General features: G+C 59.9%; 14 protein-coding genes. 4 read left to right on the top strand and 10 right to left on the bottom strand.

The features are described from left to right. Window positions 1–1053 (bottom strand): BMP family ABC transporter substrate-binding protein (locus tag Q7W83_RS03415; protein WP_473655671.1); only part of this gene is annotated, 1053 nt, incomplete at its 3' end. A 306-nt stretch (window positions 1054–1359) separates the two neighbouring features. Between Q7W83_RS03415 and Q7W83_RS03420 the strand changes: the two genes are divergently transcribed. Next, complete coding sequence (locus tag Q7W83_RS03420) at window positions 1360–2448, top strand: calcium:cation antiporter (protein ID WP_473655672.1); 1089 nt, start codon at window positions 1360–1362, stop codon at window positions 2446–2448. Window positions 2449–2521: 73 nt separating this feature from the next. On the opposite strand, the gene Q7W83_RS03425 is transcribed toward Q7W83_RS03420, so the two are convergent. From Q7W83_RS03425 to Q7W83_RS03435, 3 genes are all read right to left on the bottom strand, one after another. Continuing rightward, window positions 2522–3880: an 8-oxoguanine deaminase gene (locus tag Q7W83_RS03425; RefSeq protein ID WP_473655673.1), complete on the bottom strand. Its 1359-nt coding sequence runs from the start codon at window positions 3878–3880 to the stop codon at window positions 2522–2524. A gap of 190 nt (window positions 3881–4070) precedes the next feature. Beyond that, on the bottom strand, window positions 4071–4757 hold the full coding sequence (locus Q7W83_RS03430) for an SDR family oxidoreductase (protein WP_150640039.1): 687 nt from the start codon (window positions 4755–4757) through the stop codon (window positions 4071–4073). A gap of 25 nt (window positions 4758–4782) precedes the next feature. Beyond that, window positions 4783–5133, bottom strand: a complete 351-nt coding sequence (locus Q7W83_RS03435) for a MerR family transcriptional regulator (RefSeq protein ID WP_150634107.1) — start codon at window positions 5131–5133, stop codon at window positions 4783–4785. A gap of 82 nt (window positions 5134–5215) precedes the next feature. Between Q7W83_RS03435 and Q7W83_RS03440 the strand changes: the two genes are divergently transcribed. After that, a complete protein-coding gene (locus Q7W83_RS03440) occupies window positions 5216–5650 on the top strand; it encodes a hypothetical protein (protein ID WP_473655674.1) in 435 nt (144 codons plus the stop codon). Window positions 5651–5693: 43 nt separating this feature from the next. Here Q7W83_RS03440 and Q7W83_RS03445 read toward each other — a convergent pair whose 3' ends face one another. The 6 genes from Q7W83_RS03445 to Q7W83_RS03470 all read right to left on the bottom strand — a co-directional run bounded on the left by Q7W83_RS03445 (window position 5694) and on the right by Q7W83_RS03470 (window position 12093). After that, the gene (locus tag Q7W83_RS03445) at window positions 5694–6620 is read right to left on the bottom strand and encodes an ABC transporter permease (RefSeq protein WP_473655675.1); all 927 of its coding nucleotides are present in this window, start codon (window positions 6618–6620) and stop codon (window positions 5694–5696) included. Then, window positions 6620–7726, bottom strand: coding sequence for an ABC transporter permease (locus Q7W83_RS03450; RefSeq protein WP_150640036.1), 1107 nt, complete (start codon window positions 7724–7726; stop codon window positions 6620–6622). The genes Q7W83_RS03445 and Q7W83_RS03450 overlap by 1 nt, the downstream gene beginning before the upstream one ends. Before the next feature lie 11 nt (window positions 7727–7737). Continuing rightward, window positions 7738–9303, bottom strand: a complete 1566-nt coding sequence (locus Q7W83_RS03455) for an ABC transporter ATP-binding protein (protein ID WP_150654583.1) — start codon at window positions 9301–9303, stop codon at window positions 7738–7740. Between the two features lie 532 nt (window positions 9304–9835). After that, the gene (locus Q7W83_RS03460) at window positions 9836–10417 is read right to left on the bottom strand and encodes an IMPACT family protein (RefSeq protein WP_150654584.1); all 582 of its coding nucleotides are present in this window, start codon (window positions 10415–10417) and stop codon (window positions 9836–9838) included. A gap of 7 nt (window positions 10418–10424) precedes the next feature. Continuing rightward, entirely contained in the window at window positions 10425–11075 is a 651-nt protein-coding gene (locus Q7W83_RS03465; RefSeq protein WP_458377957.1) for a TetR/AcrR family transcriptional regulator, read from the bottom strand. Window positions 11076–11172: 97 nt separating this feature from the next. Continuing rightward, window positions 11173–12093: a LysR family transcriptional regulator gene (locus tag Q7W83_RS03470; protein WP_150634100.1), complete on the bottom strand. Its 921-nt coding sequence runs from the start codon at window positions 12091–12093 to the stop codon at window positions 11173–11175. A gap of 139 nt (window positions 12094–12232) precedes the next feature. Here Q7W83_RS03470 and aptA point away from each other — a divergent pair, with 139 nt between their 5' ends. After that, the gene (gene aptA, locus Q7W83_RS03475) at window positions 12233–13582 is read left to right on the top strand and encodes an omega-aminotransferase AptA (RefSeq protein ID WP_150634099.1); all 1350 of its coding nucleotides are present in this window, start codon (window positions 12233–12235) and stop codon (window positions 13580–13582) included. A 65-nt stretch (window positions 13583–13647) separates the two neighbouring features. Next, window positions 13648–15141, top strand: coding sequence for a CoA-acylating methylmalonate-semialdehyde dehydrogenase (locus Q7W83_RS03480; protein ID WP_150634098.1), 1494 nt, complete (start codon window positions 13648–13650; stop codon window positions 15139–15141). Window positions 15142–15388 lie beyond the last annotated feature (247 nt).

The raw sequence follows: 15388 nt of genomic DNA on the forward strand, positions 1-15388 counted from the left end.
TTCAACGTAGTAATTCATCGAGGCCAGTTCCGCGTTGCTCGCCGTCGCGCCCGCCGCAATTTTCTCGACGCCGGCCTGATCCTTGATCGGCCCGGTAAACGGATGCAGCGCACCGCTCTTGATGTCCGCGATGATCTGTTCGGCCTCGGCTTTCACCGGCGCCGGTACCAGATCGCTGATCGGCAGTTCAACCGTGCCTTCCTTCAAACCGCCCCAGTAGTCCTGCGATTTCCACGCATGGTCGATTACGCTTTGGGTCGCCTGAATATAGTGCGGTGCCCAATCGTTGACGATCGAGGTCAACACCGCTTTCGGCCCGAAGTGTGCCATGTCCGAAGCGTAGCCCACGGCATACACGCCGCGACGTTCGGCAGCCTGAATCGGCGCCGGGCTGTCGGTGTGCTGGAACACCACGTCCACGCCTTGATCGATCAGTGCGTTGGCGGCGTCGGCTTCCTTGCCCGGATCGAACCAGGAATTGACCCACACCACTTTGATCTCAGTGCCGGGGTTGTATTTGTTCAGGGCCAGTTGAATGGCGTTGATGTCGCGGATCACTTCCGGGATCGGGAACGAGGCGACATAACCGATCTTTTTGGTCTTGGTCATTTTTGCTGCGAGGAAGCCACCGACGTAGCGACCTTCATAGGTGCGCGCAAGGTAGGTGCCAAGGTTCTTGTCCTGTTTGTAGCCGGTGGCGTGTTCAAAGGTCACTTTGGGAAACTGCTTCGCGACTTTCAGGGTCGGGTTCATATAGCCGAAGGACGTGGTGAAAATCAGGTCGTAGTTGTCCTTGGCCATGTTGCGGATCACCCGTTCGGCGTCGGCACCTTCGGCAACGTTTTCCACGTAGTGGGTGGTGATCTGTGGGCCGAGTTTTTCCGCCAGCGCCTTGCGCCCCTGTTCATGCTGATAGGTCCAGCCGTGGTCGCCAATCGGGCCAATGTAGACGAAGCCGACTTTCAGCGGGTCGGCGGCGCTGGCGGTCAGGCTGACGCTCAGACCGAGGGTTGCGGCGACGGCGCACAGCAGCTTAAACGGACGTTTATGCATGAATTCCCACTCCATTTTGTTTTGAGGTTGGAGGGGGTAATGCAAATTGCTGACCAACAGGACAACAAAATGTGAGGTTTGAGGTTTTGTGGGGATTGGGAGGGCGCCATCGCCGGCAAGCCGGCTCCTACAGGGACGCGGTGATCGGCTTTTGCAGGAACCCGTTTGCTGGCGATGACGCACGGCGGTGCGCCGCTGAATCTTCCTGCTTGCCCGTGGTGCGCTAAGGTGTAACGAAACGTTAGCGCCGCCCCGCAGTCAGTAGCTCATCGCACTGATTTCGCTCCACTCGGTAAAAGGCCCGCAATGCTCACACTCCTCAAGCAAGAAAAATTTCTGCTGCTGGCCCTGATCGCCGCGTTCATCGCCTATCCGCTGGAGCCATGGATGCTGCACAGCGGCCAGCCCATTGCGTTGACCGCCGGCCTGGCCTTGATCGCGTTCATCGTCGCCGCGTCCATGCGCGTCGCCCATCACGCCGAACTGCTGGCGGAAAAGGTCGGCGACCCTTACGGCACGATGATCCTGACCCTGGCAGCGGTGCTGGTCGAAGTGGTGATCCTGGCGATCATGATGAGCAACGAAGCATCACCGACGCTGGTGCGCGACACGATCTATTCGGCGGTGATGCTCGACATCAATGGCATCCTTGGCCTCGCCGCGTTGATGGGTGGAATCAAGCACGGCGAGCAGTCTTACAACGATGACTCGGCGCGCAGCTACAGCGTGATGATCCTCACCGCCATGGGCGTTTCCATGGTGGTTCCGGAGTTCATTCCCGAGGCGAACTGGAAGGTGTATTCGGCGTTCACCATTGGCGCGATGGTCGTGCTCTACACCCTGTTCCTGCGCATGCAGGTCGGGCCGCACAGCTATTTTTTCAGCTACAGCTACCCGGAAAAACGCCGCAGGAAAGTCTCGGAGGAAGAGCCGGAACCGGTCAATCTTGCCTTGAGTATCGGCACGTTGGTGTTTGGCGTGGTGGTGATCGGCGCCTTGGCCGAGGTGATGTCGAAAACCCTCGCCCTGGGGCTGGAAGGGACGGGGGCACCGCCGGTGATCACGGCGATTCTGGTGGCAGGGATTTCCGCTGCCCCAGAGATTCTGACCGCGTTGCGCGCCGCGTTGGCCAACCGCATGCAATCGGTGGTCAACATCGCCATGGGGGCATCGTTGTCGACGGTGATCCTCACGGTGCCGGTGATGGAAGCGATGGCGCTCTACACCGGCCAGCCGTTTCAGATGGCGATGACGCCGGTGCAGACGGTGATGATTTTCCTCACCTTGATCGTCAGCGCGATCAATCTCAACGATGGCGAAACCAATGCCATCGAAGGCATGACCCATTTTGTGTTGTTTGCGACGTTCATCATGTTGTCGCTGCTGGGCCTTTAACTGCATCGCAGGCAAGCCCCCACAAGGTCAACGAAGAACCTGGGGGAGCGGGCTTGCCCGCGATTGCGTCTGATCAGACGCCGCTGATCAACTGTCGGGCCGCCTGGCTGTGATCGGCGATCAGGCCTTTGATATCCAACCCTTCAACCTGACCATCAATCACTCGCCACTTGCCCCCCACCATGACCCGATCCGCCCGATCCGCACCACACAACAACAACGCTGAAACCGGATCATGGCTACCGGAAAAACGCAGCTCATCCAGCTTGAACAACGCCAGATCCGCCTGCTTGCCCACCGCCAGTTCACCGATGTCGGTACGCCCGAGCAAACTCGCCGAGCCCTTGGTCGCCCACCCCAACACCAATTCCGGGGTGATCTTCTCGGCGCCATAACGCAGTCGCTGGATGTAAAGCGCCTGGCGGGTTTCGAGCATCATGTTTGACGCATCGTTGGACGCCGAGCCATCCACGCCCAAGCCCAGCAACGCGCCGGCGGCGGTCAGCTCCAGGGTCGGGCAGATGCCGGACGCGAGGCGCATGTTCGAGCTCGGGCAATGGCAAATGCCGGTCCCGGCCGCGCCGAGGCGGGCGATTTCATCCGGGTTGAAGTGGATGCCGTGGGCCAGCCAGGTGCGCGGGCCGAGCCAGCCGACGCTGTCCAGATAATCGACGGTGCGCAGGCCAAAGCGTTGCAGGCAGAAGTCTTCTTCGTCGAGGGTCTCCGCCAGGTGTGTGTGCAAGCGTACGTCGAGACTGTTCGCCAGTTCAGCGCTGGCGGACATGATTTGCGGGGTCACCGAAAACGGTGAGCACGGCGCGAGGGCGATCTGGATTTGCGCGCCATCGCCACGCTCGTGGTACTCGGCGATCAGACGCTGACTGTCCTCGAGGATCACTTCGCCTTCCTGCACGGTCTGCTGCGGCGGCAGGCCGCCGTCCTTTTCGCCGAGGCTCATGGAACCACGGGTCAGCATGGCGCGCATGCCCAGGTCGCGGACGCTTTCGACTTGTACGTCGATCGCATTTTCCAGGCCTTTCGGGAACAGATAATGGTGATCGGCGGCGGTGGTGCAGCCGGACAGCAGGAGCTCGGCCAGCGCGACTTTTGTGGCAAGGGCGAGCTTTTCAGGGGTGAGGCGTGCCCAGACCGGGTACAGGGTTTTCAGCCACGGGAACAACGGCTGATTGACCACCGGCGCCCAGGCGCGGGTCAGGGTTTGATAGAAGTGGTGATGCGTGTTGATCAGCCCCGGCAGGATCACATGTTCACGAGCATCGAACACGTGTCCACAGGGCGCGGACGGTTGCTGGCCGGCAGCGAGGACTTCGACGATCAAGCCGTCTTGCAGCACCAGGCCGCCACGGGCATCGAGGCCATTGGCAGTGAAGATCGCGAGGGGGGTTTTTAACCAGGTACGGGTCGCAGGCATGTTGGCCGGCTCCTCTGAAAGTTGGGTTCAGGTTAGCCAGCTCAGTGATTACCCTGTCTGCTGATCCAGGGTCGCCGCGAGGGACGAGGTGCGGAGTTTCAAACAAAATCGGGTTGCGGGCAAGCCCAACCCGACAGGACGGTCAATAACCTGTAGGAGCCAGTAAGCCGGCTCCTACAGGACATAGCTCTTACCAGGGAATGGTTTCGCCCTTGTAATTGACGAAGTGATGCCCGCCCTTGCCGGTGTAAGCATTCACCTGATCCACCAAACCACGCGTGCTGGTTTCCACATCCAGGTCGGCACCTTCACCGCCCATGTCGGTCTTCACCCAGCCCGGATGCAGCGACAACACGGTCAGTTTCTGATCGCCCAATTGCGTCACAAAACTGTTGGTCATCGAGTTCAATGCCGCCTTGCTCGCCTTGTACAACGCCAGTTCCGGCGCGTCCGGCATGGTCACGCTGCCGAGCACCGAACTCATGAACGCCAGCACCCCGCTGTCCGGGCGAATCTGCCCGACAAAACGCTGTGCCAGGTTGATCGGCGCCACCGCATTGGTGAAGAACAACTGACCGACTTCCGCCAGCGTTGCGCCGCCCGGTGTCTGCACGTCAGGTCCTTTGACCCCGGCATTCACGAACAGCAGATCAAACACTTCGCCCTTGAGCTGCTGACTCAAGGCAATGACGGCCTGCTGATCATCCATGTCGAGTTTTTCGATCCGCACCTTGCCCAGTGCCTGCAAGGCGTCGGCGTTCTGCGGATTGCGCACGGTGGCGGTGACTTGCCAGCCGTCGGCCAGCAGGGTTTTCACCAGCCCGAGGCCCAAGCCCCGGGAGGCGCCGATGATGAGTGCGGTTTTTGCCGTAGACATGAGTGGCTTCCTTGGTAAGTGAGGATCACGGATTCAATGGACAACGCTGCCCGAGCCGTTGTTGCAACTCGCTGCGCAATGCGCCGAGTTCGTCCATGCGGGTTTCGATCAGTTTGAGTTTGTCTTGCAGCAATTGCGTGACGGCGCTGTCCGGATCGGGCGACTTCCACAACGCGGCGACGCTGTTGCCGATCTCGCCGAGGGTAAAGCCCAGCCGTTGAGCGGTCTTGATGTAGAGCACCAGTTGCACCATGTCATCTGGATATTCGCGGTACCCGTTGGCGCTGCGTTGGGCCGCGATCAATCCGCGCTGCTCGTAGAAGCGCAGCGTGTCGCGGCTGACGGCGCTGGCCCGGGCTAGTTCACCGATGCGCATTCTGAGGTCTCGAGAGGGCTTGACCCTGGAGCATACTCCAGGCTTTAGCCTTGTTGCTCCCTGATTTTTTGGAGCAAGACAGATGTGGACTTCAGCGCAATATCGACGTTTGGTGCGCGGCAGCGCCTGGTATGACTTGATCGTGACGGCCGCGTTTGCCACGCCATGGAGTTTTGTGGCGTTGCATGGGGTACTGACGAGTGTCAGCCAGGCCTTGGATTTGCCCGGTGAACTGCCGGCGTTTGAGCCGATGCACATGCTGATGGCGAACCTGTTGGGATCGATTGTCTGTGTGTGGTCGGTGCTGCGGATTCGGGATCCGCAGCAGGTTTATGGACGGTATGACGCAGCCGGCAGATTTCTGTTTTCGGCTTGGCAGCTCTATGCCTTGCTCCATGGCGCCAGTTCGCTGTTGGTGCTTTTCCTAGTCTTTGAATTGGCGTGGGGCGTTGCTCAGGTGTTGCCTGTTCGGGCCTCATCGCGAGCAGGCTCGCTCCTACAGGGGAGTGCGGTCTAATGTGGGACCGAGCCTGCTCGGGATGAGGCCGGGCCGGTCAACCCTAATGCCCGCCCTGCCACGGCTGCCCCAACGACACCGGCGCATACAACCGTGTGCGCACGGCGTCCCGCGACAACAGCACCAGCACCACAATCGTCGCGACATACGGCAGCATCGCCAGCAGACTCGACGGAATCGCCAGCCCCAACCCCTGCGCCACCAGGTGCAGGATGCTGGCGAGCCCGAACAGGTACGCCCCCAGAAGCAACCGCCACACCCGCCAACTGGCAAACACCACCAGCGCCAGGGCAATCCAGCCGCGACCGGCGCTCATGTTTTCCGCCCACATCGGCGTGTAGGCCAGCGACAGGTACGCCCCGGCCAATCCCGCCATCGCACCACCGAACAGCACCGCCAGCGTGCGCACGCCCAGCACTGGCAAGCCCATCGCACTGGCCGCATCGGGGTTTTCGCCGACGGCCTGAATGATCAGCCCGACACGACTTTTCACAATCACCCCCGCCACCAGCGCAAACAACGCGAACGACAGGTACACCAGCAGATCCTGCGCAAACAGCATCCGCCCGATCAGCGGGATCTCGCTCAACCAGGGGATCGCTACCGGTTCAAAACCTGCCAGCGGTTTACCGACCCACGTCGCGCCGACAAACGTCGACAGGCCCACCCCGAAGATCGTCAGCGCCAACCCGGTGGCCACCTGATTGGCGTTGAACACCAGCGCCACCAACGCAAACAGTGACGACAGCAACATCCCGGCGAGCATCGCCAGCAACACGCCAAGCCACAGGTTGCCGCTGTTCAACGCGACGATAAAACCGATCACCGCGCCAAACAGCATCATGCCTTCTTGGCCGAGGTTGAGGACGCCGCTCTTCTCACAGATCAGTTCACCCAGCGCCACCAACAGCAACGGCGTGCCGCAGCGCACCATGGCGTAGAAAATATTGCTCAGCAGATCGATATCCATCACAGCGCTCCTGCATGAATGGCGGTGGCGGGCGAACGGCGCGCCCAGCGCAGATTCAGACGCGGTCGATAGAGAATCAGCACGTCACTGGCCAACAGGAAAAACAGCATCATGCCCTGGAACAATTGGGTGATCGCTTGCGGCAGATTCATGCTCATCTGCGCGCTCTCGCCACCGATGTACAGCAGTGCCATCAACAGGCTGGAAAACAGAATCCCGATGGGGTTGAGTCGCCCGAGAAACGCCACGGTGATCGCGGCATAGCCGTAACCCGGCGAGACTTGCGGCACCAGTTGGCCAATCGGCCCGGTGACTTCACACACGCCGGCCAGCCCCGCCAATCCACCGCTGATCAACAGCGCCAGCCAGATCAGGCGCTTCTCGCGAAACCCGACAAAACCCGCCGCACGCTTGTCCAGCCCGAGCACTTTGATCTGGAACCCGACAAAGCTTTTCTGCAATAACACCCACACCGTCACCAACGCGAGCAAGGCAAAATAGACCCCCGCGTGAACCCGCCCGTCCTCCATCAACAGCGGCAATCGGCTGGCATCGCCAAACATCGCCGACTCCGGAAAGTTGAACCCGGCCGGATCCTTCAGTGGCCCGTGCACGCAGAACAGCAACAGGTTCAGGGCGATGTAATTGAGCATGATGCTGGTCAGGATTTCATTGGCATTGAAGCGCGTGCGCAACCACGCCGTCAGCCCGGCCCAGGCCGCGCCGGCCAGCGTGCCGACGAGCAGCACAAACACCAACGCCCAGCGGCTTTGCAGGCCAATAAGGTTGACCGCCAACGCACTGCCGGCCAGCGCGCCGAGCAGCAATTGACCTTCGGCGCCGATGTTCCAGATCCGCGCCTGATAAGCCACGGCCAGACCCAAGGCGCAGAGCAGAATCGGCAGCGCCTTGACCAACAATTCGGAGACACCATACACGTCGCTGACCGGTGCGATCAGCAGCGTGTGCAACGTCAGTAAAGGGTCATGACCCAGCGCGATAAACAGCAGCGAGCCACAGCCTAAAGTCAGGACCGCCGCCAGTAACGGCGAGCACCACAGCATCAGGCGCGATTGCTGGCCACGGGGTTCGAGAGAAAGCAGCATGTGAAACTCCGTTAAACCGGTGCGTGTGCAAGTGATTGAGAGGCGTCGAACTGGCCGGCCATCCAGGCGCCGACGTCGATCAGGCGGGTGTCGACAGTTGCCTTGAGTGGCGACAAGCGTCCGCTGCACAAGGCGCCGAGCCGGTCGCTGATCTGGAACAGTTCGTCGAGGTCTTCGGAGATCACCAGGATCGCCGCGCCGGCATCGCGCAAGGCAATCAGCGCGCGGTGAATGGTCGCGGCGGCGCCGACGTCCACGCCCCAGGTCGGGTGCGCGGCCACCAGCAGTTTCGGTTGCTGAAGCATTTCCCGACCGAGGATGAATTTCTGCAAGTTGCCACCGGACAGACTGCGGGCCGGCGTTTGCGCATCGGGCGTCTTGACGCCAAAGCGGCGGATGATTTCCTCGGCCAGCGCATTGACCTTGGTCCGCTGGATCAACCCGTTGCGCACCAGGCCCTGTTGAAAGGCAGTGAGCAGGGCGTTGTCGGCCAGGCTCAACTCCGGCACCGCGCCGTGACCCAAACGTTCGGCGGGGACGAATGCCAGGCCGAGCGTGCGGCGAGCGTCTGGCGGCAAATGAGCCACCGCTTGCCCGCCAAAACGCAGGGTTTCACCGTCGTTGCGGTGCAGGCGTTGTTCGCCGCTGAGCAGCGCCAGCAATTCATCCTGGCCATTGCCTGCCACCCCGGCGATGCCGACGATTTCGCCGCTGCGCACTTGCAGGTCGATGTTCTTCAGCGAGCAACCAAACGGATCCGGGTTGTGCCACGACAATCCGCTTACGTTCAAAAAAGCATCACCGCCCACAACCTTCGGGTAATCAGTGATCAGTTCGGCCGCTTCCCCGACCATCAACTTTGCCAGCTGCTGATCCGAGCACTCCGCCGGCACGCAATGCCCCGCCACACGACCGCCGCGCAGCACCGTCGCGCTGTGGCACAACGCCCGCACTTCACCGAGCTTGTGGCTGATAAACAGAATGCTGCAGCCCCCGGCTGCGAGCCGGCGCAGGGTGACGAACAATTCGTCGGCCTCTTGCGGGGTCAGCACCGAGGTCGGTTCATCGAGAATCAGCAGGCGGATGTCCTGCATCAGGCACCGAATGATTTCCACCCGCTGCCGTTCGCCAATCGACAGGCTGTGGACAAGTCGCTCCGGTTCCAGTGCCATGCCGTAGCGCCGGGACACTTCACGGATTTTTGGCTCAAGTTGTTTCGGTGTGCCGGCCGCCGCGCCCATCGCCAGCGCAATGTTCTGCGCCACGCTGAGGGTTTCGAACAACGAGAAGTGCTGGAACACCATGCCGATCCCTAAATCGCGAGCCTGAGCCGGGTTGCGCATGGTCACGCGCTGGCCTTGCCAGATCATCTCGCCGGAATCGGCACGGGTGACGCCGTAGATAATTTTCATCAGCGTACTTTTGCCTGCGCCGTTTTCGCCGAGCAGCGCGTGGATTTCGCCAGGCGCAATACTCAGGTCGATGGCGTCGTTGGCCAGGCAACCCGGGTAGCGTTTGCTGATTTTGCGCAGTTGCAGGCGCGGCGTTTGGTCGGGGATCGGCACGGGGTTGGGCATGACAGGCTCGGATCGATGGACGTTGTGCCTGTGGATAAAGCAATTTCCTGGCCATTGAGTCAGGAAAAATGAAAAAACGTGTCGGCCGAGGCGTCGGGGGCGCTGCTTCGCCATCTTGCGATCTCTAACCAGGCACCACATGAGGGCGAAGCCGTTGTTCAAGCTCCGGTTTTGCGCATGCGGGTTTGGTTAAAAAACGAGCAATTGAATGAAAGCCATGCCGGATATGGGGCCGCGCCAGCCATGAACGGGTTATCCACAGATTGCTCCACAGTATTTGTGCGCAAGCGTAAAGCTCGGGCATAAGCAATGACCGGCTTTCTTCTAAAGGTGCTAAACCATGCTAACTGATTGTTTTTACGTGGATTTAGTTCGTTTAATGGCGAATTGGACGAAAAATGAGCAATGCCCGCAAAGCCGCATGACAGAAGGGTTACAGCGGTATGTGCTCAGGTTATCCACAGCCGGGTGCACAGTAGATGTGGGCAAATACATGGGATCGATGGAAGGGCGTTGAGCGTTGTTGGTGCGCTCAGCGCTGCAACAGAATGCGTCCACGACTCAAATCAGCGAGCTGCGTTTGCAGGGTGTCGATCTGCGCTTCGCCCATCGCCAGTTTCAGCTCCACGCCATTGGCGGTAAATGTTTCTTCTACAATCAGTCCGCCCAGTTCGGCCACTCGCAGCTTCAGCAGCGTCAGTTCGCCAAACCCACAGGCGCAACTCAGTGGCACACGGCTGATCAGCTCGACTTTCGGTGCCGCTTGCAGGCACTTGTTCGCACCGCCGCCATACGCTCGGGCGAGGCCGCCGGTGCCGAGTTGAATGCCGCCATACCAACGGATCACCAACACCGCGACCTGGTCGCAATCCTGTGCGTCGATCGCCGCCAGAATCGGTCGCCCGGCGGTGCCCCCAGGCTCCCCGTCATCGGTGCTGCGGTATTGGGCACCGAGTTTCCACGCCCAACAATTGTGCGTGGCGTTCAGGTCGCTGTGCTGCTCGATGAATGCCTGGGCTTCATCAGGGCTGCTGATCGGTGCGGCCAAAGTGATAAAGCGGCTTTTGCGAATTTCTTCGCGGTATTCGCAAAAGCCGCTGAGGGTAAATGGCATAAGAGTCTTAAATGGTTGGAGTCAGGCCGCAGCCTTTGAGAATGATGCGGATCAGGTTGTCGCCGGCGTCTTCCATGTCTTGCTTGGTCAATTTGGTGCGGCCGCTGACCCGGCAAATCTGCGTGGCAAAGTCCGCGTAATGCTGGGTGCTGCCCCACAACAGAAAGATCAGATTGACCGGGTCGACCGGGTCCATTTTGCCAGCGTCGATCCACGCTTGAAACACCGCCGCCCGGCCCTGGAACCAGGCGCGGTAGTCCTGGTTGAAATATTCGGTCAGGCACTCACCGCCGCTGATCACTTCCATGGCGAAGATTCGCGAGGCTTGCGGCTGGCGGCGGGAGAATTCCATTTTGGCGCGAATGTACCGCGTCAGCGCTTCGGCCGGATCATCCTCGGCGGTGAGGGTGTTGAAGGTGCTGTCCCACAACTGCAGGATGTTGCTCAACACCGCCACATACAACCCGAGCTTGTTGGTGAAGTAGTAATGCAGGTTCGCCTTGGGCAACCCGGCATTCAGGGCGATGGTGTTCATGCTGGTGCCTTTGAATCCGTGACGGGCGAACTCGTCTTCGGCGGCTTTGATGATGGTCTCTTCGTTCTTCTGACGAATGCGGCTGGCAGGTTTGCCGCCGTGAGCGGGGACTTCAAAGGTCATAGGCACTTCCAAACAGGTGGGTGGGTGCAACCAATGCGTTGATAGCGCACCCATGGGGATCCGACAAGTCCTGATGCAATAAAAGCGCCGCGACTTTTTATCGTGTGGCGGCCAGGCTCTCCAAAAAACTTTCCAGTACCAAATGCGGGCGACGTCCCTTGCGTGTAACCGATGCGAGGCTCAGGTCATAGAAGCGTGCGTTGGGTTTCAGTGCGCGCAAACGACCCTGTTGAACCCAGAGGCTCGCGTAGTGATCCGGCAGGTAACCGATGTAGCGCCCGGTCAGGATCAGAAACGCCATGCCTTCGCGGTCCGATGCACTGGCGGTGCAATTGAGTGCCTGGTAATGCGCCTGGATTTCGGCTGGCAAACGGAAGGTCGGGGCGATGGCGTCCTGACTGTTGAGGCGCTCGTCGTCCAGTTGTTTGTCGTCGACGTAGAACAAGGGATGCCCGACCGCGCAATACAGCAGCGAACGTTCGCTGTAGAGCGGTTGATATTCCAACCCCGACAGCGCACTCGCCTGCGGCACCACGCCGACATGCAAACGACCGTCGAGCACGCCTTGCTCGACTTCATTCGGCGCGATCATGCGGATCTGAATCTGCACGTCCGGTCCGCGCTCCTTCAATTGCGCCAGCGCATGAGTGATACGCATGTGGGGCAGGGTGACGAGGTTGTCGGTCAGGCCAATGGTCAACTCGCCGCGCAAGTGTTGATGCAGACCGTTGACCTCGGTGCGGAAACTTTCCAGCGCACTCAATAGCTGCAATGCCGATTGATACACCTCGCGGCCTTCTTCGGTCAGGGAAAACCCGGCGCGACCGCGCTGGCACAGACGCAGGCCGAGGCGCTGTTCCAGGTCGCTCATTTGCTGACTGATCGCCGAGCGGCCAATCCCGAGCACCGATTCCGCCGCAGAGAAACCGCCGCATTCCACCACGCTGCGAAAAATCCGTAGCAGGCGGATATCAAAGTCGCTGACTTGTGCCAGCGGATCGGGGCGACGAGTGCTCATGCTCTAATTACTCAAAGTTTAGTGGCGGTCTGACTGAACATTAGAAAAGTTGGATTTCACAGACTTTATCCCCGTGGCAATTTAGCTGCAAGAACGCTTTTCATCTCCACGCCGCTTATTGCCTTGCGAGGTTTTGCCCATGAACTTGCCTGAAAACGCCCCGACTTCCCTGGCCAGCCAGCTCAAGCTCGATGCTCACTGGATGCCCTACACCGCCAACCGGAATTTCCAGCGCGATCCGCGACTGATCGTGGCGGCTGAAGGCAGTTGGCTGACGGACGACAAGGGCCGCAAGGTCTACGATTCGCTGTCCGGTCTGTGGACCTGTGGCGCCGGGCACACCCGCAAGGAAATCCAGGAAGCGGTAGCCAAGCAATTGGGCACCCTCGATTACTCGCCGGGCTTCCAGTACGGTCATCCGTTGTCGTTCCAGCTGGCCGAGAAAATCACTGACCTGACGCCGGGAAATCTGAATCACGTGTTCTTCACTGATTCGGGTTCCGAGTGTGCGGATACCGCGGTGAAGATGGTTCGCGCTTACTGGCGCCTGAAAGGCCAGGCAACCAAAACCAAAATGATCGGCCGTGCCCGTGGTTACCACGGCGTGAACATCGCCGGCACCAGCCTCGGCGGCGTCAACGGCAACCGCAAAATGTTCGGTCAGGCGATGATGGACGTGGATCACCTGCCGCACACCTTGCTGGCGAGCAATGCTTACTCGCGCGGTATGCCGAAAGAGGGCGGTATCGCGCTGGCCGATGAGCTGCTCAAGTTGATCGAACTGCATGACGCGTCGAACATCGCCGCCGTATTCGTCGAGCCAATGGCCGGTTCCGCTGGCGTGCTGGTTCCGCCTGAGGGCTACCTCAAGCGTCTGCGCGAAATCTGCGATCAGCACAACATCCTGCTGGTGTTCGACGAAGTGATTACCGGTTTCGGCCGTACCGGCTCGATGTTCGGCGCTGACAGCTTCGGCGTGACCCCTGACCTGATGTGCATCGCCAAGCAAGTCACCAACGGCGCGATCCCGATGGGCGCGGTGATTGCCAGCTCCGAGATCTACCAGACCTTCATGAACCAGGCGACGCCCGAGTACGCCGTGGAATTCCCGCACGGTTACACCTACTCCGCGCACCCGGTCGCTTGCGCTGCAGGCCTGGCCGCCCTCGACCTGCTGCAAAAGGAAAACCTGGTGCAGAGCGTGGCCGAGGTCGCACCGCATTTCGAAAATGCGCTGCACGGCCTGAAGGGCTCGAAAAACATCATCGACATTCGTAACTACGGTCTGGCCGGTGCGATTCAGATCGCGCCTCGTGACGGGGACGCCATTGTGCGTCCGTTCGAAGCGGGCATGGCCTTGTGGAAAGCCGGGTTCTACGTGCGCTTCGGCGGAGACACCCTGCAGTTCGGCCCAACCTTCAACAGCAAGCCGCAAGACCTTGATCGTCTGTTCGACGCGGTCGGCGAAGTGCTGAACAAAATCGACTGATTTTTCCCTTCTATATAGAGGCGCTCTTTGACGGGCGCCTGCGGACAACTTTTCAGGAGCCCTGCATGAGCCTTATCCCGCATTTGATCAACGGCGAACTGGTGACCGAAGACGGTCGCACCGCCGACGTGTTCAACCCGTCTACCGGCCAGGCGATCCACAAGCTGCCATTGGCCAGCCGCGAAACCATCCAGAAAGCCATCGACTCGGCCAAGGCTGCATTCCCGGCCTGGCGCAATACTCCGCCGGCCAAACGTGCGCAGGTGATGTTCCGCTTCAAGCAACTGCTTGAACAGAACGAAGCACGTATCGCCCAACTGATCAGCGAAGAGCACGGCAAGACCCTGGAAGATGCTGCCGGTGAACTGAAGCGCGGTATCGAGAACGTCGAGTTCGCGTGCGCGGCGCCGGAAATTCTCAAGGGTGAATACAGCCGTAACGTTGGCCCGAACATTGATGCCTGGTCAGACTTCCAGCCGTTGGGCGTAGTTGCCGGTATTACTCCGTTCAACTTTCCGGCGATGGTGCCGCTGTGGATGTATCCACTGGCGATCGTCTGCGGTAACTGCTTCATCCTCAAACCCTCCGAGCGTGATCCAAGTTCGACGCTGTTGATCGCTCAGTTGTTGCTGGAAGCCGGTCTGCCGAAAGGCGTGTTGAGCGTTGTGCATGGTGACAAGGCTGCCGTAGATGCGCTGATCGAAGCGCCGGAAGTCAAAGCGTTGAGCTTTGTCGGTTCGACGCCGATTGCCGAATACATCTACGCCGAAGGCACCAAGCGCGGCAAACGCGTTCAGGCACTGGGCGGCGCGAAGAACCACGCGGTGCTGATGCCGGATGCAGACCTGGATAACGCCGTCAGCGCACTGATGGGCGCGGCTTACGGTTCTTGCGGTGAGCGTTGCATGGCGATCTCTGTGGCCGTGTGTGTCGGTGATCAAGTGGCCGATGCGTTGGTGGCCAAACTGACGCCGCAGATCAAGGCATTGAAAATTGGCGCAGGTACCACTTGTGGCTTGGACATGGGGCCATTGGTCACCGGTCAGGCTCGAGACAAAGTCAGTGGCTATGTAGAAGACGGCGTTGCATCGGGTGCAACCTTGGTGGTGGATGGTCGTGGTCTGAGCGTGGCCGGGCATGAGGAAGGGTTCTTCCTGGGTGGTTGCCTGTTCGATAACGTCACCCCGCAAATGCGCATCTATAAAGAAGAGATCTTTGGGCCGGTGCTGTGTGTCGTCCGGGTCAACAGTCTTGAAGAGGCGATGCAGCTGATCAACGATCACGAGTATGGCAACGGCACCTGCATCTTTACCCGTGATGGCGAAGCGGCGCGGTTGTTCTGCGATGAGATCGAAGTCGGCATGGTCGGCGTCAACGTGCCGTTGCCGGTGCCGGTGGCTTACCACAGCTTTGGTGGCTGGAAGCGTTCACTGTTCGGTGACCTGCATGCGTATGGCCCGGATGGCGTGCGCTTCTATACCCGTCGCAAGGCCATTACCCAGCGCTGGCCGCAGCGGGCGAGCCATGAAGCGTCGCAATTTGCGTTCCCTAGCTTGTAAGTAGAAGGGAAGAAGGCCGAGCCCCTTGGGCTCGCGGAGAAAAAGAGGTGTTGACAGCAGCGAGTAACGCTGTAGAATTCGCCTCCCGCTAACGAGAGATCGGAAGCGCAAGTGGTTGAAGTTACAAAGGAAACTTTGAAAACTTCTGAAAATAACCGCTTGACAGATACAGAGGACGCTGTAGAATGCGCGCCTCGGTTGAGACGAAAGATCTTAACCAACCGCTCTTTAACAACTGAATCAAGCA

The sequence above is a fragment of the Pseudomonas sp. 300 genome, from assembly GCF_055803035.1.

Bases quoted from the DNA above. Each gene is read 5' to 3' on its own strand.
- Q7W83_RS03420 (WP_473655672.1), top strand. From the start codon at position 1,360: ATGCTCACACTCCTCAAGCAAGAAAAATTTCTGCTGCTGGCCCTGATC.
- Q7W83_RS03425 (WP_473655673.1), bottom strand. From the start codon at position 3,880: ATGCCTGCGACCCGTACCTGGTTAAAAACCCCCCTCGCGATCTTCACT.
- Q7W83_RS03430 (WP_150640039.1), bottom strand. From the start codon at position 4,757: ATGTCTACGGCAAAAACCGCACTCATCATCGGCGCCTCCCGGGGCTTG.
- Q7W83_RS03435 (WP_150634107.1), bottom strand. From the start codon at position 5,133: ATGCGCATCGGTGAACTAGCCCGGGCCAGCGCCGTCAGCCGCGACACG.
- Q7W83_RS03440 (WP_473655674.1), top strand. From the start codon at position 5,216: ATGTGGACTTCAGCGCAATATCGACGTTTGGTGCGCGGCAGCGCCTGG.
- Q7W83_RS03445 (WP_473655675.1), bottom strand. From the start codon at position 6,620: ATGGATATCGATCTGCTGAGCAATATTTTCTACGCCATGGTGCGCTGC.
- Q7W83_RS03450 (WP_150640036.1), bottom strand. From the start codon at position 7,726: ATGCTGCTTTCTCTCGAACCCCGTGGCCAGCAATCGCGCCTGATGCTG.
- Q7W83_RS03455 (WP_150654583.1), bottom strand. From the start codon at position 9,303: ATGCCCAACCCCGTGCCGATCCCCGACCAAACGCCGCGCCTGCAACTG.
- Q7W83_RS03460 (WP_150654584.1), bottom strand. From the start codon at position 10,417: ATGCCATTTACCCTCAGCGGCTTTTGCGAATACCGCGAAGAAATTCGC.
- Q7W83_RS03465 (WP_458377957.1), bottom strand. From the start codon at position 11,075: ATGACCTTTGAAGTCCCCGCTCACGGCGGCAAACCTGCCAGCCGCATT.
- Q7W83_RS03470 (WP_150634100.1), bottom strand. From the start codon at position 12,093: ATGAGCACTCGTCGCCCCGATCCGCTGGCACAAGTCAGCGACTTTGAT.
- aptA (WP_150634099.1), top strand. From the start codon at position 12,233: ATGAACTTGCCTGAAAACGCCCCGACTTCCCTGGCCAGCCAGCTCAAG.
- Q7W83_RS03480 (WP_150634098.1), top strand. From the start codon at position 13,648: ATGAGCCTTATCCCGCATTTGATCAACGGCGAACTGGTGACCGAAGAC.